At 29.2% G+C, this 23,388-nt stretch carries 20 protein-coding genes and 1 tRNA gene; 14 read left to right on the top strand and 7 right to left on the bottom strand.

Annotation, left to right across the window (positions count from 1 at the left end; translation table 11 throughout):
• Window positions 1–151: 151 nt before the first annotated feature.
• Window positions 152–1,741, top strand: a complete 1,590-nt coding sequence (locus LEBU_RS07540) for an alpha-glucoside-specific PTS transporter subunit IIBC (RefSeq protein ID WP_015769741.1) — start codon at window positions 152–154, stop codon at window positions 1,739–1,741.
• 129 nt (window positions 1,742–1,870) lie between these two features.
• Here LEBU_RS07540 and LEBU_RS07535 read toward each other — a convergent pair whose 3' ends face one another.
• The gene (locus tag LEBU_RS07535; RefSeq protein WP_015769740.1) at window positions 1,871–2,578 is read right to left on the bottom strand and encodes a GntR family transcriptional regulator; all 708 of its coding nucleotides are present in this window, start codon (window positions 2,576–2,578) and stop codon (window positions 1,871–1,873) included.
• Between the two features lie 226 nt (window positions 2,579–2,804).
• Between LEBU_RS07535 and LEBU_RS07530 the strand changes: the two genes are divergently transcribed.
• The 3 genes from LEBU_RS07530 to LEBU_RS07520 all read left to right on the top strand — a co-directional run bounded on the left by LEBU_RS07530 (window position 2,805) and on the right by LEBU_RS07520 (window position 6,831).
• On the top strand, window positions 2,805–4,127 hold the full coding sequence (locus tag LEBU_RS07530; RefSeq protein WP_015769739.1) for a 6-phospho-alpha-glucosidase: 1,323 nt from the start codon (window positions 2,805–2,807) through the stop codon (window positions 4,125–4,127).
• A 396-nt stretch (window positions 4,128–4,523) separates the two neighbouring features.
• A complete protein-coding gene (locus LEBU_RS07525; protein ID WP_015769738.1) occupies window positions 4,524–6,266 on the top strand; it encodes a glycoside hydrolase family 13 protein in 1,743 nt (580 codons plus the stop codon).
• Between the two features lie 223 nt (window positions 6,267–6,489).
• Complete coding sequence (locus tag LEBU_RS07520; RefSeq protein WP_015769737.1) at window positions 6,490–6,831, top strand: hypothetical protein; 342 nt, start codon at window positions 6,490–6,492, stop codon at window positions 6,829–6,831.
• Between the two features lie 199 nt (window positions 6,832–7,030).
• Here LEBU_RS07520 and LEBU_RS07515 read toward each other — a convergent pair whose 3' ends face one another.
• From LEBU_RS07515 to LEBU_RS07505, 3 genes are all read right to left on the bottom strand, one after another.
• Complete coding sequence (locus LEBU_RS07515; RefSeq protein ID WP_015769736.1) at window positions 7,031–7,297, bottom strand: type II toxin-antitoxin system RelE family toxin; 267 nt, start codon at window positions 7,295–7,297, stop codon at window positions 7,031–7,033.
• Window positions 7,287–7,523 (bottom strand): DUF6290 family protein, encoded by a 237-nt coding sequence (locus LEBU_RS07510; protein ID WP_015769735.1) that lies wholly within the window; start codon window positions 7,521–7,523, stop codon window positions 7,287–7,289. The genes LEBU_RS07515 and LEBU_RS07510 overlap by 11 nt, the downstream gene beginning before the upstream one ends.
• Before the next feature lie 84 nt (window positions 7,524–7,607).
• On the bottom strand, window positions 7,608–8,105 hold the full coding sequence (locus tag LEBU_RS07505; RefSeq protein WP_015769734.1) for a methylated-DNA--[protein]-cysteine S-methyltransferase: 498 nt from the start codon (window positions 8,103–8,105) through the stop codon (window positions 7,608–7,610).
• A 108-nt stretch (window positions 8,106–8,213) separates the two neighbouring features.
• On the opposite strand from LEBU_RS07505, the gene LEBU_RS07500 reads away from it, so the two are divergent.
• A complete protein-coding gene (locus LEBU_RS07500) occupies window positions 8,214–9,443 on the top strand; it encodes a replication-associated recombination protein A (RefSeq protein ID WP_015769733.1) in 1,230 nt (409 codons plus the stop codon).
• Between the two features lie 84 nt (window positions 9,444–9,527).
• Here the strand turns inward: LEBU_RS07500 and LEBU_RS07495 are convergent, their stop codons facing one another.
• The 3 genes from LEBU_RS07495 to LEBU_RS07485 form a co-directional block, all read right to left on the bottom strand.
• Window positions 9,528–10,205: a hypothetical protein gene (locus tag LEBU_RS07495; RefSeq protein WP_015769732.1), complete on the bottom strand. Its 678-nt coding sequence runs from the start codon at window positions 10,203–10,205 to the stop codon at window positions 9,528–9,530.
• Between the two features lie 39 nt (window positions 10,206–10,244).
• Window positions 10,245–11,036: a hypothetical protein gene (locus LEBU_RS07490; protein ID WP_015769731.1), complete on the bottom strand. Its 792-nt coding sequence runs from the start codon at window positions 11,034–11,036 to the stop codon at window positions 10,245–10,247.
• 246 nt (window positions 11,037–11,282) lie between these two features.
• Window positions 11,283–12,083, bottom strand: a complete 801-nt coding sequence (locus LEBU_RS07485; protein WP_015769730.1) for a hypothetical protein — start codon at window positions 12,081–12,083, stop codon at window positions 11,283–11,285.
• Window positions 12,084–12,309: 226 nt separating this feature from the next.
• Here LEBU_RS07485 and purH point away from each other — a divergent pair, with 226 nt between their 5' ends.
• The 9 genes from purH to pdxT all read left to right on the top strand — a co-directional run bounded on the left by purH (window position 12,310) and on the right by pdxT (window position 23,340).
• Entirely contained in the window at window positions 12,310–13,830 is a 1,521-nt protein-coding gene (purH, locus tag LEBU_RS07480; RefSeq protein WP_015769729.1) for a bifunctional phosphoribosylaminoimidazolecarboxamide formyltransferase/IMP cyclohydrolase, read from the top strand.
• A 165-nt stretch (window positions 13,831–13,995) separates the two neighbouring features.
• Window positions 13,996–14,865, top strand: a complete 870-nt coding sequence (locus LEBU_RS07475) for a hypothetical protein (protein WP_015769728.1) — start codon at window positions 13,996–13,998, stop codon at window positions 14,863–14,865.
• Window positions 14,866–15,040: 175 nt separating this feature from the next.
• A tRNA-Lys gene (locus tag LEBU_RS07470) sits at window positions 15,041–15,117 on the top strand.
• Window positions 15,118–15,420: 303 nt separating this feature from the next.
• Complete coding sequence (rplS, locus tag LEBU_RS07465; RefSeq protein WP_015769727.1) at window positions 15,421–15,771, top strand: 50S ribosomal protein L19; 351 nt, start codon at window positions 15,421–15,423, stop codon at window positions 15,769–15,771.
• A 233-nt stretch (window positions 15,772–16,004) separates the two neighbouring features.
• Window positions 16,005–17,681 carry a signal peptidase I gene (lepB, locus tag LEBU_RS07460; RefSeq protein WP_015769726.1) on the top strand — a complete coding sequence of 559 codons (1,677 nt, stop codon included), beginning with the start codon at window positions 16,005–16,007 and terminating at the stop codon, window positions 17,679–17,681.
• Window positions 17,682–17,705: 24 nt separating this feature from the next.
• Window positions 17,706–18,230, top strand: a complete 525-nt coding sequence (locus LEBU_RS07455) for a GNAT family N-acetyltransferase (protein ID WP_015769725.1) — start codon at window positions 17,706–17,708, stop codon at window positions 18,228–18,230.
• Between the two features lie 33 nt (window positions 18,231–18,263).
• A complete protein-coding gene (locus tag LEBU_RS07450) occupies window positions 18,264–21,782 on the top strand; it encodes a DEAD/DEAH box helicase (protein ID WP_015769724.1) in 3,519 nt (1,172 codons plus the stop codon).
• Window positions 21,783–21,874: 92 nt separating this feature from the next.
• Window positions 21,875–22,750: a pyridoxal 5'-phosphate synthase lyase subunit PdxS gene (gene pdxS / locus LEBU_RS07445; protein WP_015769723.1), complete on the top strand. Its 876-nt coding sequence runs from the start codon at window positions 21,875–21,877 to the stop codon at window positions 22,748–22,750.
• The gene (gene pdxT / locus LEBU_RS07440; protein WP_015769722.1) at window positions 22,750–23,340 is read left to right on the top strand and encodes a pyridoxal 5'-phosphate synthase glutaminase subunit PdxT; all 591 of its coding nucleotides are present in this window, start codon (window positions 22,750–22,752) and stop codon (window positions 23,338–23,340) included. Before pdxS ends, pdxT begins: the two co-directional genes overlap by 1 nt.
• Window positions 23,341–23,388: the final 48 nt, after the last annotated feature.

Below are 23,388 nucleotides of genomic sequence, written 5' to 3'. Positions count from 1 at the left end.
TAATCGCTATTTTTAACCTAGCGGTTATTTTTTTAAAAAAATTTTTTAAAAAAGATATACGTAAATGTCTTGACAATTTAAAAAAGTGTGGTATATTTAAAATAAGGAAAAAATAAATCAAATATATAAAATTTTTAGGAGGTATTCAATTATGATGAAAAAGGTTCAACGATTTGGTGGAGCAATGATGGCACCGGTTCTGTTATTTGCATTCACGGGTATAGTCGTAGGATTATCTTCTGTATTTACTAATACAGAAGTTATGGGAAAAATTGCTGAAGAAGGGACAGTATGGTACAATTTCTGGTATGTGATATCAGAAGGTGGTTGGACAGTATTTAGACAAATGCCAATATTGTTCGCAATTGGATTGCCAATCAGCTTGGCAACAAAGACAAATGCAAGGGCATGTATGGAAACATTTGCATTATATACTACATTTAATTATTTTGTAGCAGCAATATTAAAAGTTTTTTATGGAATAGATGCAGCTAAACAAGTAGCAGATAAAGTAACAGGATATTCTGCAATAGGTGGAGTTCCAACATTGGATACAAACTTATTTGGTGGTATCTTAATAGCAGCATTAGTAGTATATTTACATAACAAATATTTTGACAAAAAGTTACCTGATTTCTTAGGAGTGTTCCAAGGTTCAGTATTTGTATATATAGTAGGATTTGTAGTTATGATTCCTTGTGCATTCTTAACAGTGTTAATTTGGCCTAAATTTCAAATGGGAATTAGTGCATTACAAGGATTTATGAAAGCTTCAGGAATATTTGGAGTGTGGATTTATACGTTCTTAGAAAGAATCTTAATTCCAACTGGATTACATCACTTTGTTTATACACCGTTTGTATTTGGTCCGGCAGCAGTACCTGATGGAATTCAAGTTTACTGGGTTCAACATATAAAAGAATTTGCTCAAAGTACACAATCATTGAAATCTTTATTCCCACAAGGTGGATTTGCGCTACACGGAAACTCAAAAATATTTGGTGCACCGGGAATAGCGCTTGCTATGTACGCTACTGCAAAATCTGATAAGAAGAAAGCCGTAGCAGCATTATTAATACCTATAATATTTACAGCAGTAATTTCAGGTATAACTGAACCATTAGAATTTACATTCTTATTTATAGCTCCAGTATTATTTGCAGTTCATGCTTGTTTAGCTGCAACAATGGCTGCAACAATGTATGCTTTTGGAGTAGTTGGAAATATGGGTGGAGGACTTTTAGACTTCTTCTTCTTAAACTGGATACCAATGTTTAAAAATCACTCTGGAACAGTAATTGCTCAAATAGTAATAGGATTAATATTTACAGCAATTTACTTCGTTGTATTTAGATTCTTAATTCTAAAGATGGATTTAAAAACTCCAGGTAGAGAAGATGAAGATGAAGAAATGAAACTTTATTCAAAAGCTGATTATAGAGCTAAACATGGAGAAGGAGATGCAAAAGGCGGCGTATCATCAGCAGAAGATGAATATGCTCAAAAAGGTGCAATCATTCTTGAAGCATTAGGTGGAAAAGAAAACATTGAAGAACTTAACAATTGTGCAACTAGACTTAGAGTAAGTGTAAAAGATGCAAGTAAATTATTACCAGATGCAGCATTTAAAGCGGCAGGAGCTCACGGTGTAGTTAGAAAAGGTACAGCAATTCAAGTAATCATTGGATTGTCAGTACCTCAAGTAAGAGAAAGAATCGAAGAAATGATGAAAAAAGGATAAAAATAAAATTTGATAAATAATTAAATTTAAATCTTATAAAAAAATTAAGAAAGAATTTTCAAAAGTCAAAAATTTTAAAGTTTTAAAATATAAGACTTAAGAAAGTTCTTTCTTTTATTTTTAAAATACTTATCTTTTTGCAATTGCACTAAAAGTAAATTTTTCAGGATGGTGAATAATTGTTTCGTATTGAAATAGAGTGCCATTTGAAAGATAGGCATGAGTTTCAATAACAACAACCATATTTATATCCTCTAGCTTAAGATATTTCTGTTCTTCAGAAGTAATTTTTCTAAAACTAATATCTCTACGTGAATAAGCTATTTTTAGGTTAAGTTCTTTTTCCAGATATTCATATATTGATTTTTTTGCTATTTCTTCATTTAGAAAAGGTACAATTTTTCTGTCAAAAAAACTCGTAGAATAATTTAAAACTTCTCCATTTAAAGAATTGGTACGGACAACTTTATAAAAATCAGCACTTTCAGGTACTTGAAATTCTTCCATTAGTTTTTTGATCCCTTGAACGATGTATAAACTGATTAGTTCAGTTTCAAGATGAATATTTTGAAGCTTGTTAATTTCTTGTACAGTTTGAATGGAAGTCAAAGAAATATTTTCTAGATTTTTTTTCTCAAGTATAATAGATTTTTTACCTTTTATTTTTTGAATATAGCCTTCTGCTTCTAGCATGGAGAGAGCTTTTCTTACAGTCAGCTTGGAAAAATTATAATCTAGTGCCAAATCGTCTTCTTTTTTTAGAAAATCTCCAGGCTTTAGTTTACCATTTTTAATTTTATCTTTTATATCGTGATATACTTTTTCATATTTATTCATTCATTTATATAAACCTTTCTTATAATTTTTAAGTTCGATTTTAAGTATTATCACTATGATTATACAATAAATAATAATAAATATCAATAAAAAAAGATTTATACAATTCTTTTTAAAAATTTAAAAGATTTATATAAAAGTATTGACATTTAAAAAAATTGTGATATAATAAATAATGAAAATAGGAAATAAAAATTAATAAAAATAGAAATGGAGATGATCATTTATGAAGAAATTTTCAATTGTAGTAGCTGGTGGAGGGAGTACATTTACTCCAGGAATTGTGTTGATGTTACTTGAAAATTTAGATAAATTTCCGATTAGACAGATAAAATTTTACGATAATGATGCCCAAAGACAGGAAGTTATAGCAAAGGCTTGTGATATTATTATAAAGGAAAAAGCACCTGATATTAACTTTGTTTATACAACAGATCCTGAAACAGCGTTTACTGATATTGACTTTGTTATGGCACATATAAGAGTTGGAAAATATGCAATGCGTGAAAAAGATGAAAAAATACCTTTAAGACACGGAGTATTAGGGCAAGAAACTTGCGGGCCTGGAGGAATTTCTTATGGAATGCGTTCAATTGGTGGAGTTATCGAGTTAGTTGATTATATGGAAAAATATTCACCAAATGCGTGGATGTTAAATTATTCAAATCCTGCAGCAATCGTAGCAGAAGCAACTAGAAGATTACGTCCAAACTCTAAAATATTAAATATTTGTGATATGCCAATCGGAATTGAAATAAGAATGGCTGAAATGCTAGGACTTAAATCAAGAAAAGATATGGTAATTAGATACTTTGGATTAAATCACTTTGGATGGTGGACAGACATTAGAGATAAAAAAGGAAATGATTTAATGCCTGCTTTAAGAGAAAAAGTCGCAAAAATTGGATATAATGTAGAAATTGAAGGGGAAAATACAGAAGCAAGCTGGAATGACACATTTACAAAAGCAAGGGACGTATTTGCAATTGATCCAACAACAATGCCGAATACTTACTTAAAATACTACTTCTTCCCTGATTATGTAGTAGAACATTCAAATCCTAACCATACAAGAGCAAATGAAGTAATGGAAGGAAGAGAAAAATTTGTATTTGGAGAATGTAGAGCAATCGCTGAAAAAGGAACTGCAAAAGATAGCAAACTTCACGTTGATGATCATGCTTCATATATAGTTGACTTGGCAAGAGCAATCGCTTATGATACAAAAGAAAGAATGTTATTAATAGTAGAAAATGACGGAGCAATTTCAAACTTTGATCCAACTGCGATGGTAGAAGTGCCTTGTATAGTAGGTTCAAATGGACCTGAAAAAATAGTTCAAGGTAAAATTCCTCAATTCCAAAAAGGATTAATGGAACAACAAGTATCAGTTGAAAAATTGACAGTAGAAGCATGGATGGAAGGTTCATACCAAAAACTTTGGCAAGCAATTACATTATCAAGAACTGTGCCAAGTGCATCTGTTGCAAAAGCAATATTGGATGATTTAATTGAAGCAAATAAAGACTTCTGGCCAGTGTTGAAATAGATTACATCTGAATAATTTTAAAATGAAAATAAATTTTTAGTGCTTGAAATGTTAATTAGTTTATGATATAATTACTTTAAGAAAACAAAAACCAACTGTTTCATTTGGAAATAAAAAATTTGCAGAAGAAAAGGCTCTATTCTTTATTGAATGGGGTCTTTTTTTATGATATAATTACCAAGTTAGTTCTGCAAAACTAACAAACAAATGGGACAGTTGGGAGGTGGTAAAAATGAATTGGGATTTTACTATTTTGATAACTATAGTCATTTTGTTTTTGATTATTAGTAAAAAATAGTTAAAATTCATCATCGGCATCACCTTAATGCCTGTTAATCTGTATATTTAGATTGGCAGGTTTAAAAAAATGACTTTATTAAATATGAAGGAGAAAATATGGATACAAAAAAATTAGATAAAAAATGGTGGAAGAAAGAAGTTGGATATCAAATATATCCAAGAAGTTTTTATGACAGCAACAATGATGGAATTGGAGACTTGAATGGAATTACTGAAAAATTGGATTATCTAAAAGAACTGGGGATAACTCTTATCTGGATTTGTCCTGTGTATAAGTCACCAATGGATGACAATGGATATGATATTTCTGATTATTATGATATCAATCCTGAATTTGGAACAAAAGAAGATTTAGAAAGATTAATTGTAGATGCAGAAAAAAGAGGAATAAAGATAATTTTAGATTTAGTAATTAATCATACTTCTGATGAGCATGAGTGGTTTTTGGAAGCATTGAAAAATCCTGAAAGCAAGTACAGAAATTATTACATTTTTAAAAGAGGGAAAAATGGACTGCCACCAACAAACTGGAGAAGTCATTTTGGAGGTTCTGCTTGGGAAAAGGTTGAAGGAGAAACTGATGAAAATGGGAATGAAATGTATTATTTACATTTATTTTCAAAGAAACAGCCTGATTTAAATTGGGAAAATCCTGAAGTTAGGGAAGAACTTTATAAAATGGTAAATTACTGGCTGGAAAAAGGAATTGCAGGTTTCAGGGTAGATGCTATAAATTCAATAAAAAAAGACAAAGATTATCTAGACTTGCCTGTTGATGGAGCGGATGGTTTTGCATTTAGCATAAAATATACGTTAAATCAGCCAGGAATTGAGGAATTTTTAGGAGAACTGGCAGAAAAAACATTTAAGAAGTATAACTGCATGACTGTAGCTGAAACGCCTTTGCTAGAATACGAAAGATACAATGATTTTATTGGTGAAGACGGATTTTTTTCAATGATTTTTGATTTCAGTTATTCAGATTTGGATATGGCGAAAGAAGGTTTTTATTATTCAGTACAGGATGTGAAAATTAGCGAATTAAGAAATAAAATTTTTGAAAGTCAATTGACACAGCAGAAATATGGCTGGGGAGCACCATTCCTTGAAAATCATGACTTACCTAGAAGTTTAAATAAATTTTTAGGGGAAAAAGCAAATGAAATAAATGCAAAACTACTTGCAACATTATTTTTCTTTTTACGTGGGACACCGTTTATTTATCAGGGACAGGAAATAGGAATGGATAATTTTGAGAGAACTGATATAGCACAGTTTGATGATATTGCCAGCAGAGATCAGTATCAGCGTGCATTGGGAGAAGGTTTTTCTCCTAAAGAAGCACTATATTTTGTAAATAAACGAAGTCGTGATAATTCAAGAACTCCTTTTCAATGGGATAGCAGTAAAAATGCTGGATTTTCAAAAGATGAAAATGTAAAAGCCTGGATAGAATTGACTGGAAGTCATAAAAAAGTGAATGCGGAATCTCAAATAAATAATGAAGATTTAATTTTTGCCCATTATAAAAAAATGATTGACTTACGACAAAATGGAAAATATTCAGATTGTTTGATTTATGGAGAATTTATTCCAGTAGAATTGGAAAATGATGAAATAATTGCATATGTAAGAAAATATGAAAATCAGAAAGTTCTTTGTATCAATAATTTTTCTGAGTTGAAACAAGAAACTAAGTTGAGTGAAATTGCAAAAGTTCTTGAAGAAAAAGAAATTAAAATTGGAGAAATTTTGATTAATAATTTTGATGGGATTGAGAATGATGGGGAGAAAGTTGTTCTTGAAGGATTTCAAAGTTTGTTAGTTGAGATTTTATAAAAAATATGAACTGCACCTAAAAAATTATTTGTAATTTAGAAGGTGTAGTTTTTTGCATCTTAAAAGGAAGTTGTTACTATTATAATTTTGGTTATTAAAATAAGTTTTTTTTAATTAAAATATAATCTAAATCAAATGTGGGGGGTATAATATAATAGATTTAGTTTTTATACTAGTTAGTTACAAATAATTATTAAATTAAAATTTTAAGGAGAAATAAAAAATGAAAAAATTTTTACTATTAATGACTTTTTTTACTTCTATGGTAGCTTATGCAAGAGCTGGGGAAGTGGGAACTAAAACATTTGAAAATGTTACAGGTTATTGTGAAAATGGGAAAGTAACTTCTATTAAAGAAGATCCAAATACCGAAAATTATCTTGCTTATGTAAGAGTAACATATCCATTATGTAAAATAAATGGATTACGATATAGAAATATAAAATTTTCATATCGTACGAGAGATGATGGAAAATTTGTTGCAAAACAAGTAAAAAACATAAATTTAGGTGGATATGATATTGAAATTAACTATGATACAAGAACCATATATGTAAGACATTAATAATATTTTATTAAATTTAAGATATCTTACTGTTTAATTAAAATATAATTTTTATTCTGTAAATAAAGTTTATATTAATACTATTTAATTTTAATGAAATAAAAAACTGCCTTATATTCTTAAAAATAGGAATATCAGACAGTTTTTTTGTTTTTAATACTCAATTTAACCCAATAATTTAAAATTCAATTCAGAAATTCTAAATATAAATTTTATCCCTTTTATCTATTTGAACAATCAAAATAACTAGTTCACTTTCTTCAATTTTTACAATAATTCTATAATTTTCAACTCGATATCTCCAAAATCCTTTTAGATTATATCTCAAAGCTTTTCCAAATTTTTTTGGATTATCTGTATCGAAAAGATTTTGATCGATATATTTTAAAATTTTTGATTTCATAGAATTATCTAGTTTATTTAGCTGTTTCTGTGCTTTTTCAGAGTACATTAGACTATATTTCATTTTCCAACCCTAATTTTTTTATTAAATCTTCGTGGCTAATCCAGTTTTCTCTGTTGTCTTTTTCTTCTTCATAAGCCTCAACAGCCAATTTGTAGTCCTCTTCATCTTCGATTTTTTCAAGAATTAAATCTAACATTACTTGGTTTAAATTGATATTGTTTTCCTTAACATAGTTATTTATTTTATTTTCTATGTCAGGATTAGCATTTATAGAAACGGTTATCATTGATTTCACACCCTTTCTTTTTGTTTTAGTTAATAAAATTTTAACATAAAAGATAATAAAAAGCAATGAAAATATTTCATTAAACTATTTTATTTTAATCCCTTCCAATTCCAACAAAAATTGCTTAATATGAAGTCCGCCACCGTATCCAACTAACTTTCCATCCACACCAATCACACGATGACATGGAATAAAAATTGAGATTTTATTTCGATTGTTTGCCATCCCGACTGCACGGACTGCTTTTTCGTTTTTGATTGCGACTGCTATGTCCTTGTAGGAACGGGTTTCGCCGTAAGGGATTGTTTCAAGAGCATTCCAGACGGAAATTTGAAAAGGCGTTCCTTCTTTTAGAAGTGGCAAGTCAAATTGTTTTCGTTTTTTGGAAAAATATTCAAATAACTGCTTTTTTGCCCTTTTTATCAATTCTGTTTCATTAATCTGAAAGTTATCATCATTTTTAAATTTTTCAATTTCATAATTCCAGATTATATCAGTAATATGAGAATCATTTTCTGTTGTAGCAAGTCCAATTTTTCCAATTGGAGTATTAGTTTCATAAAAGTAGATATTTTTTTTCATTTTTTTACCTTTCAATTTTTATAAATAATTTTGTTGTATTTGAAGAACTAAATGTATTATAATATAAATAGTTAAAAAAGTAAATTTAAGAAAAAGGAAAATGATAGAATGAATTTATTTGATGAAGTATATGAAGATAAGAAGCCACTGGCATTTAGATACCGTCCAAAAAGTCTTGATGATTTTTATGGACAGAAGAGGCTAGTTGGGGAAAATGGGATTTTGAGGAAGATTATTGAGCGGGGAAATTTTATGAATGCGATTTTCTGGGGAGCACCGGGAACGGGGAAAACTACGCTTGCGGAAATAATTTCCAATAAAATGAATTATCATTATGAATATTTGAATGCGATAAAAGCGTCTGTGGCTGATATTAAGGAAATTTCTGAAAAAGCGGCTAACAGATTTCATATGAATGGACAGCAGACGTTATTGTTTCTGGATGAAATTCATAGGTTTAATAAGCTGCAGCAGGACTCGCTTTTGCAAGATTTGGAAAATGGGAATATTATTTTGATTGGAGCGACGACTGAAAATCCGTATTATAACTTGAATAATGCATTGTTATCAAGATGTCTGGCATTTGAATTTAAAAAGTTGAGTGAGAAGAATTTGATGGAAATATTGAAAAATATTAATGAAAAGGAGAATTTTGGGATTTCAGATGATATTTTGGAATATATTTCGGAAATAATTGAAGGGGATGCGAGGCAGGCTATAAACATTTTGGAACTAATTACAAATGTTGGAGTGGAGTTTACGCTGGAAGAAGTAAAGGAGATTTTGAATACGAAAAAATCATATCATAAGACAGAAGACAAGTACAATACAATTTCAGCAATGATAAAAAGTATTCGTGGAAGTGATCCTGATGCGACTGTCTACTGGATGGCAAAAATGCTTTCTGGCGGAGAAGATATTTTATATATTGCAAGAAGGCTTGTGATTTTAGCTTCTGAAGATATTGGGCTTGCAAATCCGCAGGCTTTACCAATTGCTGTGGCAGGGCTTAATGCGATAAAGGAAATTGGAATGCCTGAAGCTAGAATCATCTTATCTGAAGTGGCAATCTATCTTGCAATTTCTCCCAAGAGCAATTCAGCTTACAATGCCATAAATTCAGCACTTAAACACATTGAAAATGAAAAAATTCAGGAAGTGCCAGTTCATCTCACAAAAGTTGGAGTAAAAGCCTACAAATACCCGCACGATTATGAAAATCATTATGTAGAGCAAGTTTATATGAATGAAAAAATGAAATTTTATGAACATGGAGAAAATAAATTTGAAAAGGCGGCGGATGAGTGGTTGAAGAAGATTAAAAAGAATCAAAAATAAATTGTCTATTAAATTTTGAGAATAGTTAGTATAAAAATACTCAAACAATAGTGTAATCAGTTGTCTGAGTATTTTTTTGAATATTTAATAACAAGCTGAAGGGTCATAGTTTTGTACAAAATTTCTTGCTGTGTCACGCTCACAGTCATACCTTACTGCTGAATCATGTCCAGATAACTTGTAATCTATTAATGCTTTATTTAAATTAAAACTATATATATCTGAACCAGGACGATGAAGAATTAAGCCATATTCCATTTCGACTCCGTTATTAACGCCAGTTGCAGCCCAAGTGCTCCCAATTAATTTTCTTAAAGAAGAACTGCTTATATTTTTAAAACCTTTTAAATTAATATATCCTTTTTTATTTTTATTATTTCCTTCCAAAACCCGCACTAGCACTTTATTTCCATCTCTTACACCTTTAATTTCTACAAGTGTATCATTCATATCAGAAGCTGTAAATCTTCTTTCATATGGATCGACTTCTTTAGTTTCAATCTTAGTTTCGTTGGTTTTGGTTTCACTTTTTTTGTTGTCTTCTTTAGCCTGAGTTTGTACTGAAGCCATCATTTGATTTTCCAACTGTTTTTTTTCCTGTTCCTTTTGAACTTTCTCCATCTCATTTATTTTATTTTTCATACTTACAAATTGATAAATACCACCACCTATGATAATAAATCCTATAACCAGAACAAGAGCAATTATTATTCCAATTAGAATTTTTACTAAATTTTTGTTTTCAACATTATTATTTTCCATTTATATTTCTCCTAAATTTTAAATTTAAAATGTTTAATACTATTTCTTTTTCAAATATTTCCAATTAATGTATCCAAATTTATGTTGTCCTAAAACTTCAACATATACTCCTTCAACATCAAAAGGACTTATATCAATTGGATCTATGACTACAATTGTTCCATTTTTTATTTTATCACGAATAGTCGAATTATCATACGCTTTTCTAGTAAGATTGGCATAACCATTTGGAGATTTTACTATGAATTTTTCTTTTTTACAATTTTCTTCACTAATACTTTTACTTGCACATACAGGAATATCATCTTCTTCATAATCTTCGCCTATTATTACTTTTTTATAATCATTTCTTTTTTCAACGTCAACTATATTTCCATAAATTTCAATATCCTGAACTTCTTGATTAAATGAAATTCCCACAGGATTTCCGTTAATATCTGCATCTTTAGAAATTTTACAAAATTGATGATTTTTCTCAAGACACGAATCATAATCTATTTTTATGTCTTGATTATTATTATATACACCATCCATCATTTCAGCATACATCGCATTGATAAATAAACCATGTTCAATATGAAATTCTGTTATTTTGGGATCAAGAATACAATTATTTAAAATCCTATTTTCATCAAAGTGAATTGCCTGTACTTTGTTAGCATTTTTACCAAGTTTTATCATAATTGTTCCATCTTTTTTGTTTTGTCCAAAATAACTTCCATTTAAATCATTTACACTAATTTCATAGATTGTTTTAGGATTACATTTCTCATAAGCCATCCCAACAATGTTTACAACAAACAAACTTAAAATTAACAACAATTTTTTCATAATTCTTCTCCAATCTTTTAAAATTTATTTTTACCAAGTAATGTCATTTAATTTTTCTGCAATTTCTAAAGTTGATAATTTCTCTACATTTTCAATTTCTAAATCTGTTTTTAAGTCAAAAAGTCTAGAGCCTAGCAAACCATATTTTGAAGTTTTTTTAAATTTTGTTGGACAAAAATCACTATCGTCAAATAAAAAGAAAATATGTCCTTTTGAAATATCTCCATAGCCATAAATTTCTGGAAATTATTTTATTGTGCTTATTATTCTGTTTTCTTCCTCGCTAGTAATTTCCCCATTGCCTGAAATTTTTTTAGTAATTAATTTTCCTTCTTTTGTAAGTTCAGCCAAAAAAACTTTGTTTACTTTTCCAATATATTTCACTTCTTTTGCAGTATATATTCCAGTAAATTGATGGTTTGAATATCCTCTGGATTCAGGTTGGAAGTATAAATGATATTTTTCGTTTAATTCAAAACTTTTATTGCATGGAACGATTCTGAATACATTTTTTATTAGACCCATTGAACTGCAATAATAATAAAAATCTTTGGATAAACGGTATAGTTCTTCATTAAAAGGATATTCGTCCGCAATTTCCTGAAGGGAAGAAATTAATTCGGAAAAAGTTATTGAAACAAAATTAAAATTATAAATTCCTATTCTTTGATTTATAGATTTTATGGTAGCTTCATCAAAGGTAGAATGACTTATGTGAATTAATATGTTTGTTTCAGATGGATTTTCGTTTTTGCAGTAATTAATAAGTTTTTTTGTATTATCTAATCCTGTAATTTTGGTTTCAATAATGATTTTTGTTGCTTTTGTATGAATATGTCCGTCTATAATTCCTCCTTTCTCTTGCGATTTTTGCTGTGTAAAAACAGGGATAACTTCATAATTGATATTTTCTGGAAGAATACTGTTTATAAACAATTCATAGATTTTTGGGTTTATTCTATACAAGTTTGATAGAAGTAATAGAATATTATTTGTAATAGTATTCTCTCCTTTAGAGTAAATTTGAAATAGATTAATAAATCCCATAAAAAAACCTCCTTAATTGTTTTTAAAATTATATTTGTCTTTTAATTATACTATATTTTTTACCATTTCTACTTACAAAATAATTAAAATATAGTTAATTTTATAGATTGTTATATAATAATTTTAAATTTACAATTTTCAAAACGTTAATAAATACACAACCTTGATAAATACAGTACTTTGTGATAAAATAAATTAACAAAATATATTGGAGGAATGATGCCGAATGAAAAAAAGAGCTTTGATTAGTGTTTTTGATAAGACTGGGATATTGGAATTTGCACAGTTTTTAAATCAAAAAGGTGTAGAAATTATTTCTACTGGAGGAACTTACAAGTTTTTGAAAGAAAACGGGCTTTCTGTAATAGATGTTTCAGAAGTTACTAATTTTAAAGAAATGCTGGATGGAAGGGTGAAAACATTGCATCCGAATATTCATGGTGGAATTTTGGCGATTAGGGACAATAGGGAGCATATGGATACGATTGCGAAAGAAGGAATAGAGACGATTGATTATGTTGTTGTTAATCTTTATCCGTTTTTCAGGGAAGTTCAGACAGATAAGACTTTTGATGAAAAAATTGAATTTGTTGATATAGGCGGGCCTACAATGCTTCGTTCGGCTGCAAAATCATTCAAGGACGTTACAGTTATCTGCGAAACAGAAGATTATGAGAAAGTTATGGAAGAAATTGAAAATAATGGGGAAGTTTCATTTGAAACAAAAAAAAGATTGGCTGGGAAGGTGTTTAATTTGACATCAGCTTATGATGCGGCTATATCTAATTTCTTGCTGGAAGAGGAATATCCAAAATATTTGAATGTTTCGTATGAAAAGAAATTTGACTTGAGATATGGGGAAAATCCTCACCAATCGTCTGCATACTACGTTTCAACTACTGAAAATGGAAGTATGAAAGATTTTGTTCAGTTAAATGGAAAAGAATTGTCGTTTAATAATATCAGGGATATGGATATTGCTTGGAAAGTGGCAAATGAATTTGATGAAATTGCCTGCTGTGCTGTAAAACATTCTACTCCTTGCGGTGTGGCAGTTGCAGATGATGTTTTCACAGCTTACAAGAAAGCCCATGATTGTGATCCAGTATCAATTTTTGGCGGAATTGTTGCAATTAATAGAGAAATTGATGCAAAAACTGCACAGGAACTGCACAAAATTTTCTTAGAAATCGTTATTGCCCCAGCATTTACTGATGAAGCTCTGGAAATATTAAATTCCAAGAAAAATTTGAGAGTAATAAAATGCGAAGTTGCAAAACCGCAGGATAAAGTGGAATATGTAAAAGTTGATGGCGGAATATTAGTTCAGCAGACAAATCGAAAAATGATTGACAATATGGAAATTGTAACGAAAAAACAGCCAATAGAGCAAGAATTAAAAGATATGGAACTTGGAATGAAAGTCGTAAAACACGTAAAATCAAATGCAATTGTGATCGTAAAAGATGGAGCTGCAACAGGAGTTGGAACAGGACAGACAAACAGAATCTGGGCAACTCAGCACGCACTTGAACATGCCAAAGGAGACTTAGATTCACTAGAAGGAGCGGTTCTGGCATCAGATGCATTTTTCCCGTTCAGAGACTGTGTAGACGAAGCTGCAAAATACGGTATCAAAGCATTGGTACAGCCAGGTGGCTCAATTAGAGACAAAGAGTCAATCGAAGCTGCCGATGAACACGGAATGACAATGGTATTTACTGGAATTAGACATTTTAAACATTAAAAAATTTTTATTTATCTTTACAGATAAGTTGTGTTAAAATACATGAAAAGGGGTAATCTATATCAAAATTGAAGAATAAAAGAATGATATAAGATATAGAAAAATTATATTGTTTCAAAATTAGATATAGGTTATCCTAATTTAATATCTAAGGAGATCAGAACTATGGGACATAATAAGAACAGCAAAAGCATACTTGATTTCTTTTCAAAAGGATTTGACAAGCTGTCAAACTGGACAAAGAATCGCGAAAAAGCTATAGATAAGAAAGAATTTATAAATAAATTTGAAAGTTTTGATGTGGAGTTTTCTAGAAATGATAAGGGAATACCTGTGGTAAATACTACACATAATAAAAATGGAGTTATAGAAAAATTTTATGTTGAATATGTAGAAAAGTCTTTATCAGAAAAAGAAGATCTACATGAAAAAATTTTAAAGGCAAAATATAAATATCTAGCAGAAATAATGGGAGTACTTCATGAAGCAGATTTAGAGATTACTAAAATAGACGTTTCTCTTGAATCAGTTATGCCTGAAATTATAGCCCCTATGACAACTGCTCTAAAAGATAATCTTGGCCACTATGGATTCAATGAAGATGCCACAATAAATGTCATAGGAGAGGATGAGGATATAAAACTTGAAAGTAGAATGATGCTTGAAAACAACGGGATAAAACAGTGGGACTTTTCAGGGCATATCATAAAAAATGGTGGAAAATTTAATATTAGTCTTGATGGAAAGGGTAACATTCTTGAAAAGAACATATCAAACGATTCTGCAACAATTGAAAAAAATGTTAAATATATAATGTTGTATTCTAGAAATTTAAAAAGAACATATTATGATAATGTATCCGAGGAATTTATGGAGAAAGAATATAAGAAAGAAGAATTTAGTAAAAAAAATCCTGAAAAACTGAAGAAAGAATCTGACGCAACAAACACGCCTTCAAATGAAAGAATAGAAAACTTTGAAAATAGTTTTGCTACTTATGGAGATGTTGAAGAAGAAGAGTGGTACTCCTTCTAAATATTAAAGGGATTAAAACGTAAAATAAAGGAGGTCAGTTGCAGCTGAATAAATAAGTTTCCCAATATAAAAAACAAAAATTGAAAATTTTTAAGAATATGGAATTGACAAATTAAAAAAATTGTGATATTATACTTACGTTGTTAAATTGGATTTTTGTATAATTTAATTTCATGGGACTGTAGCTCAACTGGTCAGAGCAACCGACTCTTAATCGGTAGGTTGTGGGTTCGATCCCCACCAGTCCCACCATCATCTTCTATAAAATATAATATTAATGTGTAATAAGAGTGTATAGGCTCTTATTTTTTTATTAATAATACAAATCATAAAAATAAAATATTTGATATTTAAAAAAATATTTATAAAAAATTTTGCAATTGTCTTGAAAATTAGTAAAAAATATGATAAACTTAATGAGTTATTGAAAAAAAGGATATTCCGCTTTTATTGTTGCTACCAGTTTTATAAAGGATTTACAAGCAAGAAAAGTTTTTAAATTGGTAAAATTGGTATAGATAGAAAGAATGTCTTAGAAAGAAGGGAGTGAATTTCTTGAAAGAGAAATTAATCGAATTAGTAGAAAAAAATTATTTGAAAGCTGACGTACCTCAATTTAAAGCAGGGGATACAGTTGCTGTTCACTACAAAGTAAAAGAGGGAAACAAAGAAAGAATACAGGTTTTTGAAGGTGTAGTTATTAGAGTTTCTGGTGGAAGCGTTGCTAAAAACTTCACAGTTAGAAAAGTATCTTCAGGAATCGGTGTAGAAAGAATCATTCCTTTAAATTCTCCATTAGTAGAAAAAATCGAAGTTAAGAGAATTGGTAAAGTAAGAAGAGCTAAATTATACTACTTAAGAAACTTATCAGGAAAAGCTGCTAGAATTAAAGAAATCAGAAAGTAGCTCAAAGGCTAGCAATTTGCTAGCTTTTTATTTTTAGGATATTTTAAATTTATGATTATTTTTACTTAAATTTTGGTTTCTTTTTAATTTTGTGAATTTGATAAAAAAGGGACTTTATAATTTGACTTTTGCTAATCTGGTTTATTTGGAGCAAAGAAAAAATTTAGAAAAAGTAAAGTCAGATTGTGTATAATAATAAAAAAATTATAATAAAATAGGAAAGGAAAAAATTGATGAATATGATATTGTGGACAATATTTTATCTTATTGTGTCGTTAATTTTAATGTATTTTTTCTTTAAGGAAAAATATGTTATCAATCTTTTGAGAGTCAAGGAAGATGAAATATTAAAAAAGGTTTCGCTTGAAAAAAATGAGAAAAATATTATGGTTGGGAATATGTTGACAATAGTAGCGTTAGTCGTAACGGCGATATTTTTTATACTTATAGATAGAACTCCAGATTCGATTATAAGAATTAAACTTTGGGGAATTTATGGAGTATTTATTCTAAATGTGGTGTTTTATGTGCTTAGAGCGGAACACGAGTGGATTTTTTTGGGAAATCTTGTTATGATGTTTTTAGGAAGACTGATGTTTAATATTTTGGATATGAATTTTTATATTTATTTGGGAATAAATGTCGTGATTTCATTGATTCTTATTTATTTATTTAAAAGCTTGCCAAAGGAAGAAATTACTGAACAGACAATTTTAAAGGAAGTTACGAAGGATAATAAAAAGCTGGAAAAAATATTGACAGAATCAAAAATAAAAAATGAAAGTACAGAAGAAATTTTCAAAAAAATATTTCCAAATGAAAATATTTCAGTAAAAGAAAGAATTGCAAAGGAAGAAAGAAAAAGAAGTACATTTGGAAAAGCAATTTCAAGAATCGACAACACTATGCTCGCTATTATTCTAGTAATGGTTATTCAAGTATTCTACATTGGAAACTACGTTATTCCATCTGGTTCAATGGAGCCAACGATTGCCATAAAGGATAGAGTTTTTGCAAATATGGTAAAATACCGTTTTACACATCCTAAAGTTGGACAAATAATAGCTTTTAAGGAACCGATGACAGATAAAGTAATGTACACAAAAAGATTAGTCGGAGAGCCTGGAACGACTCTTCAAATTGCTAAAGGGAAAATGGATATAAATAAATTTGAAATAGCAAATGTTGATAATAAACCAGTTTATCCTTCATTTTCTGGAGATAAAAGAAAATTTGAAGAAGATTTTAAAAAATATACTGAGCAAGTAAATGAATTTAATGCAAATAAACTTCAAAATGTTGGTGGAGCTATAATGACAAATGATAAAAAATCAGAAATTTTGGAAAAAGTAACACCGCAAAAAGTATACTTGCCAGAAGGACTTCTTATGAACAACAAAATTTATATTCCTAAAAAAGGCGATAAAGTAAAATTGGATAAAATTATCGCAATTAACAAAGTTTTTGGAAAAACTGATGACGGAACTTTGGTAGGGCAAGTAGACTGGGAAAGCTATTATGACGGAAAAGGGTATAAAAATATTACTGGAAAAGAATTTTTGGAATTAATAAAGACAGATAAGAATTTTAAAGATATAATTGGAAATGACGATGAATTGAATGCAAATCCTGCAAATGTATTGACAAATGCTTATTATACATTCACGTTAAAAGTGGAAGGCAGAGATGAAATGGTTATGCCAATTATGGATTTTAAATATAATGATGATTTATTTAAGAAACTTTTAAATGGTGAAACAATAACGCTTGACAAAAATTATTATATGGCTATGGGAGATAATACGGCAAATAGTAAGGATACGAGATATTTTGGACTTGTGTCTGAACCAAGAATTAAGGGTGAGCTGTTAATTAGATGGTGGCCATTAAGTAGAATAGGGTTATTATAAAATTAAATTGGAGAATTGAATAGAATGGAAAATATTGTGGATGAATTGACACTGATTCATAATGAAAACTTTGAAAATAAAGTTGAAAATAAATATTTTTCTGAAATGATTTTAAATGGGCAGTATGAGATATACTGCTTATTTAATTTTGGAGAAGAAAATAATAAGATAATAAAGTTAAAAAAAGAATCAGATGTTGATAATGAAAAAGTGATAAAGCTGAGAAAAAAGAATAATACTGAAAAAAAAATCTTGGGATATATTGTATTTTATGGTACAATAGAGAACACGGATATTTTCGAGATAGCAATAAAAAAAGAATATCAGGGGCAAAGTTTTGGTGAAAAATTACTAAAGGAAAGCATGGAAGATATTGTAAAGAAAAATATAAATAGAAATTTTTCTAAAAATAAATTTATGCTTGAAGTAAATGAAAAAAATGTAAAGGCACTAAAACTTTATGAAAAAATTGGATTTGAAAAAATATCAATTAGAAAAAATTATTATGGAAAAAATGAAAATGCAATGATAATGATGAAAATCACATAAATGTTATTATTAAAACTAAAGTAAGGGAGAGAAATGAGACAAAATAGTATTTCATTGGAACTAAAAAAACAAATAACACCGAGTATTTTTTCAATTGGGCAGGAATATTATAATCAAAGATTAGGAAACTTGACAGCACTTTTTGCCGATGGAAATTTTATGACTGTGGAAGGTGAATATCACGAAAATAATTTATGTAAAACTTCGATCACAGTAGAACAGAAAAAAGGAGAATTTGTAGAAGCAAACTGTGAGTGTAATTTTTTTAAAAATAATAGACAAAATTGCTGTAAACATGTTGTAACGTTGGGAATGATGGCTGACAAGTCGGAGAAGATTATAAAAGTTATCGGAACAGACGATATGGAAATGATGTTTGAAGACGATTTTGAAGAAGATAATAAAAAATTGATTGAAGAAAAAAAAGCAGAAGAAAAAATTAAGGCAAAAAAAATTGAAAAAGAAATTTTTGAAGATTCAAATAAAAATAAATCAAGAGAAAAATTAAAAATAAAAGAAGAATATCCTGAAAAAAGATTGAATAAAATAAATAATACTTCTGAAAATAGTGAAACAGAAAAACTTTTAAAAAATGGAAAAAAGGCTAAGAATATAAATATTGAGTTTGAAACTGTTAACGGAAATGACAAAAATATTGCAAAAGATGATGAAATAAAGATAGAAACAGATTCTCAAAGTTTACACAATTTTAATAAGAATAATGAGCATATGTTGGAAAATACAGAAAATATTGTTCAAAAAATTGATGAAATTTATAATTTTCATTTGGAAAGTGAAAATATTGAATCTGAAGAGCGACAGGAAATGCGTCTGGAAGTGGAAATTGATGAAGGAAGCTACAGTGATTACAAATATGGATACGACTATAATCAGGAAAATAATGCACCAGATTATATTTTGCGGATAAAAACTGGATTTAAGAAAACATATTATGTAAAAGATATTTTGAAATTTATTGAAGCGGTTGTGAAGGAAAGAGAATATGAAATAACTTCAAAAATCACTTATAATCCAAAAACTTGCTTTTTTAACGATATTGATCAAAAAATTATTTTTGCAATTTATGAATACAGTAAAGAAATTCAAAGTGTTATGGATAGCGGAATCAAAGACAAAAAAGGTCTGAAAGTCTATGAAATGCTTTTAAATAAATTACTGCTGGCTATGGAAGATGGGAAAAGCTTATTGCTGCTTGGGGAACAGAAACAGATAATGAATACATATGAGCCGTTATTTATAATTGAAAATGATAAAATAGAAATTAGAAATATTGAAAAAATTTCTGAAAACTGTCCATTTTATACTCTTGGAAATGATACGACAAAAGTTTTTAAAATGGATGAAAATGAAGAAAAGTTTTTTAGAAAATTTGATACGTTTGATATGGAATTATTTAATCATTTGTCAACAGAAGATAATCAGAAATTAAAAGAAATTTTGAAATATGAAAATATTAATGTTGCTAAATATATTGAAGAAGATGGATGTATTGATATTTTTGTATCAGAAACTGATGAAAAGGAAATTGTAAAAATTAATTTGTCAAATACAGTTTGTGCATTAAAAAAAGGTAATGAATATTTTATTCCGAGAAAAAATGTGCAATTGTTTGAAGATTTGAGAAAACTTGTGGAAAGTTATTCGTTTGTAAATATGAATTTGTCGAGAGGAACTTATAGCGTTAATTATGAAGGCTTGAGTAAAATTTCTGAGTATATTGATAATAAATATGCTGAAAAAATAAAAATTCATTTGGAAAATAAAATAAAAAATGCTAGAAATATAGATGTTCATGTTGCAATAAAAAAAGTGGAAAACAATTTTTTAAATGTCAGCTTTGATATTGAGGGGATAAAGACTGAAGATGTGGAAATTGTGATGGAAGCAATTAAAAATGAGCAGAAATACATAACGCTTTCAAGCGGAGAACTTGTGAAAATTGCTAACAAAAGTATCGAAGAATTAGTCGGAATTACAGATTCGATTTCAAATCTAAAAGTTGGAGAAAATAAAATTTCTAAAATAAAGGCTCTACAGCTTGCTCAAATTTCGAAAAATATTCAAGAAGAGCTGGTAAAAATGGAAGAATTTAAAGACTTGTTTCATAAAATAAAAAATCGTGAAGAAATTGAGCCGAATAATATAAGTGTAAACTTATTTCCGTATCAGAAATTAGGATTTAACTGGTTAAAAAATATGTATGACATTGGATTCGGAGGAATTCTTGCCGATGATATGGGGCTTGGTAAGACTTTACAGACAATTTCACTTTTGAATGAAATTTATCAGGAAAATAGAAATTTTTCTGCATTAATCATTGTTCCAAGTTCGCTATTGTACAACTGGAAGGAAGAAATTATCAAGTTTACGGGAATAAGTCCGACTCTGATTGAAGGAACGGCGGCTCAAAGGAAAGAAATTATTTCAAGAAAGTCAAAAGGCTTTATGATAACGACTTACCAGGCTTTAAGAAATGATATAGAAGAATATAAAAACAGAGAATTTGATGTAGTTGTACTTGATGAAGCTCAAAATATTAAGACAACAACTTCGCAGATAAAGAAAGCCGTTATGAAAATTAATAGCAAGGTAAATTTTGCATTGACAGGAACACCTGTAGAAAACAATATTCTGGAATTATGGTCAATTTTTGATTTTATAATACCAGGATATTTAGATAATTTGACAAAATTCAAAAAAACTTACAAGGAAGCAATTGTAAATCCAAATTCTTCAAAAATACATAACTTACGTGAAATTATTGCTCCATTTTTGTTAAGGAGAACAAAAAAAGAAGTGCTTACAGAATTGCCAGATAAAATCGAATCAAATATGGTTGTAACTCTTAGCAATGAGCAAAAACAGCTATATATGTCGTATATAAAGAAAGCTAAAAGTGAAATGAAGAAATTTAACGAAAATGAAAACAATCGTATGAAAATACTGGCTATATTGACAAAATTGCGTCAGATTTGTAATTCTCCGACTTTATTTAAAGAAGATTATAAAGGAGAAGTGGCAAAGCTGGAAGTATTACGTGATTTATTGCCAGATATTACTGAAAATGGACATAGACTGTTGATATTCTCACAATTTGTAGGAACTTTGAAGGAAATTGAAAAAGAGCTTGTAAATATGGGAATTGAGTATTTTTATATTGATGGAAGTGTGAAGTCGAAGGAAAGAGTGGATATTTGTAATAAATTTAACGCTGGAGAGCGGCAAGTTGTATTGATTTCGTTAAAAGCAGGTGGAACTGGGCTAAATCTTGTTGGAGCGGATGTTGTAATTCATTATGATCCATGGTGGAATATCGCTGTGGAAAATCAGGCGAGTGACAGGGCATATAGAATTGGACAGAAAAAAAGTGTACAGGTTATAAAACTTGTGACAGAAGGTACAATTGAGGAAAAAATTATAAAAATTCAGGAAAATAAACGTCAGTTAAGTGAAAATCTGCTGGAAAGCAAAGATGGGGAAAAAGTGCTGTTTGAAATGAGTGATAAAGAGTTAATGGAATTATTGAGTTAAATTTGTATATGAAAATATAAATTTGTAAAATTCCAGAAAAAATAGTATAATATTTAAAATCAAATTTTATTATCATGAAAGGATGGAATTTTATGGAAAATGAAAGATACGAATTAAACAAAAATTTAGCACAAATGTTAAAAGGTGGAGTTATAATGGATGTTTCTACTCCTGAACAAGCAAGAATAGCTGAAGCGGCTGGAGCGGCGGCGGTTATGGCACTTGAAAGAATTCCAGCGGATATTAGAGCTGTAGGCGGAGTTTCGAGAATGAGTGATCCTAAAATGATTAAAAGTATTCAGAAAGTTGTGTCAATTCCTGTAATGGCAAAAGTTAGAATTGGGCATTTTGTAGAAGCGCAGATTTTGGAAGCAATAGAAATTGACTATATAGATGAAAGTGAAGTTTTGTCACCTGCTGATGATAAATTTCATGTAGATAAGAAAAAATTTAAAGTTCCTTTTGTGTGTGGAGCAAAAGATTTGGGAGAAGCTCTTAGAAGAATAGCTGAAGGAGCTTCAATGATAAGAACTAAAGGTGAACCGGGAACAGGAGATGTTGTACAGGCGGTACGACATATGAGAATGATGAATCAAGAAATAAGAAGAATTCAAAATATGCGAGAAGATGAGCTTTATTTTACTGCCAAAGAATTGCAAGTTCCTTTTGAATTAGTAAAATACGTTCATGAAAATGGGAAATTGCCAGTAGTAAATTTTGCAGCGGGTGGTGTTGCTACTCCTGCAGATGCCGCATTAATGATGCAGCTTGGAGCTGAAGGCGTATTTGTCGGGTCAGGAATATTCAAATCAGGAGATCCTGTAAAAAGAGCTCAAGCAATAGTTAAAGCTGTTACTAACTATAATGATCCAAAAGTGTTAGCTGAAATTTCAGAAGATTTAGGAGAAGCTATGGTTGGAATCAATGAAAGTGAAATTAAGTTACTTATGGCTGAAAGAGGTAAATAATGAAAATAGGTGTACTAGCTTTACAAGGAGCTTTTGCAGAACATATAAAAATGCTGGAAAAACTTGGAGTGGAATCGTTTGAAATAAGAAAAAAAAATGATTTGGATAATGCAGTTAATAATAACGGTATTGATGGGTTAATTATTCCAGGTGGAGAAAGTACAGTTATAGGGAAATTACTTTACGACCTTGATTTGTTTGATGATATAAAAAACCTAATTTTGAACGGATTGCCTGTGTTTGGTACTTGCGCAGGTTTAATTCTTTTGGCAAAGGAAATTGAAAATGATAATCGTTCTTATTTTGGAGTAATGGATATAAAAGTTAGAAGAAATGCTTATGGAAGGCAGCTTGGAAGCTTTTTTACAAAAAGTGAATTTAAAGGTATCGGAGTTATTCCTATGACATTTATACGTGCGCCATATATTTTAGATGTGGGAGAAAATGTAGAAATTCTTTCAAAAGTTGATGGAAATATTGTTGCAGCAAGAGAAAACAACATTCTTGTGACTTCATATCATCCTGAGTTAAATACTGATCTTAATGTACATAAATTTTTTATCAAAATGTGTGATGAAGTTAAAAAATAGCTAAAAAATAAGATGATGTATATGCAAATAAAAAAAGTTAAAATAATG

It is taken from the genome of Leptotrichia buccalis C-1013-b (genome assembly GCF_000023905.1).
GTDB classification, from domain to species: Bacteria; Fusobacteriota; Fusobacteriia; order Fusobacteriales; family Leptotrichiaceae; genus Leptotrichia; species Leptotrichia buccalis.
This window is presented reverse-complemented; position numbering and strand designations above follow the sequence as displayed.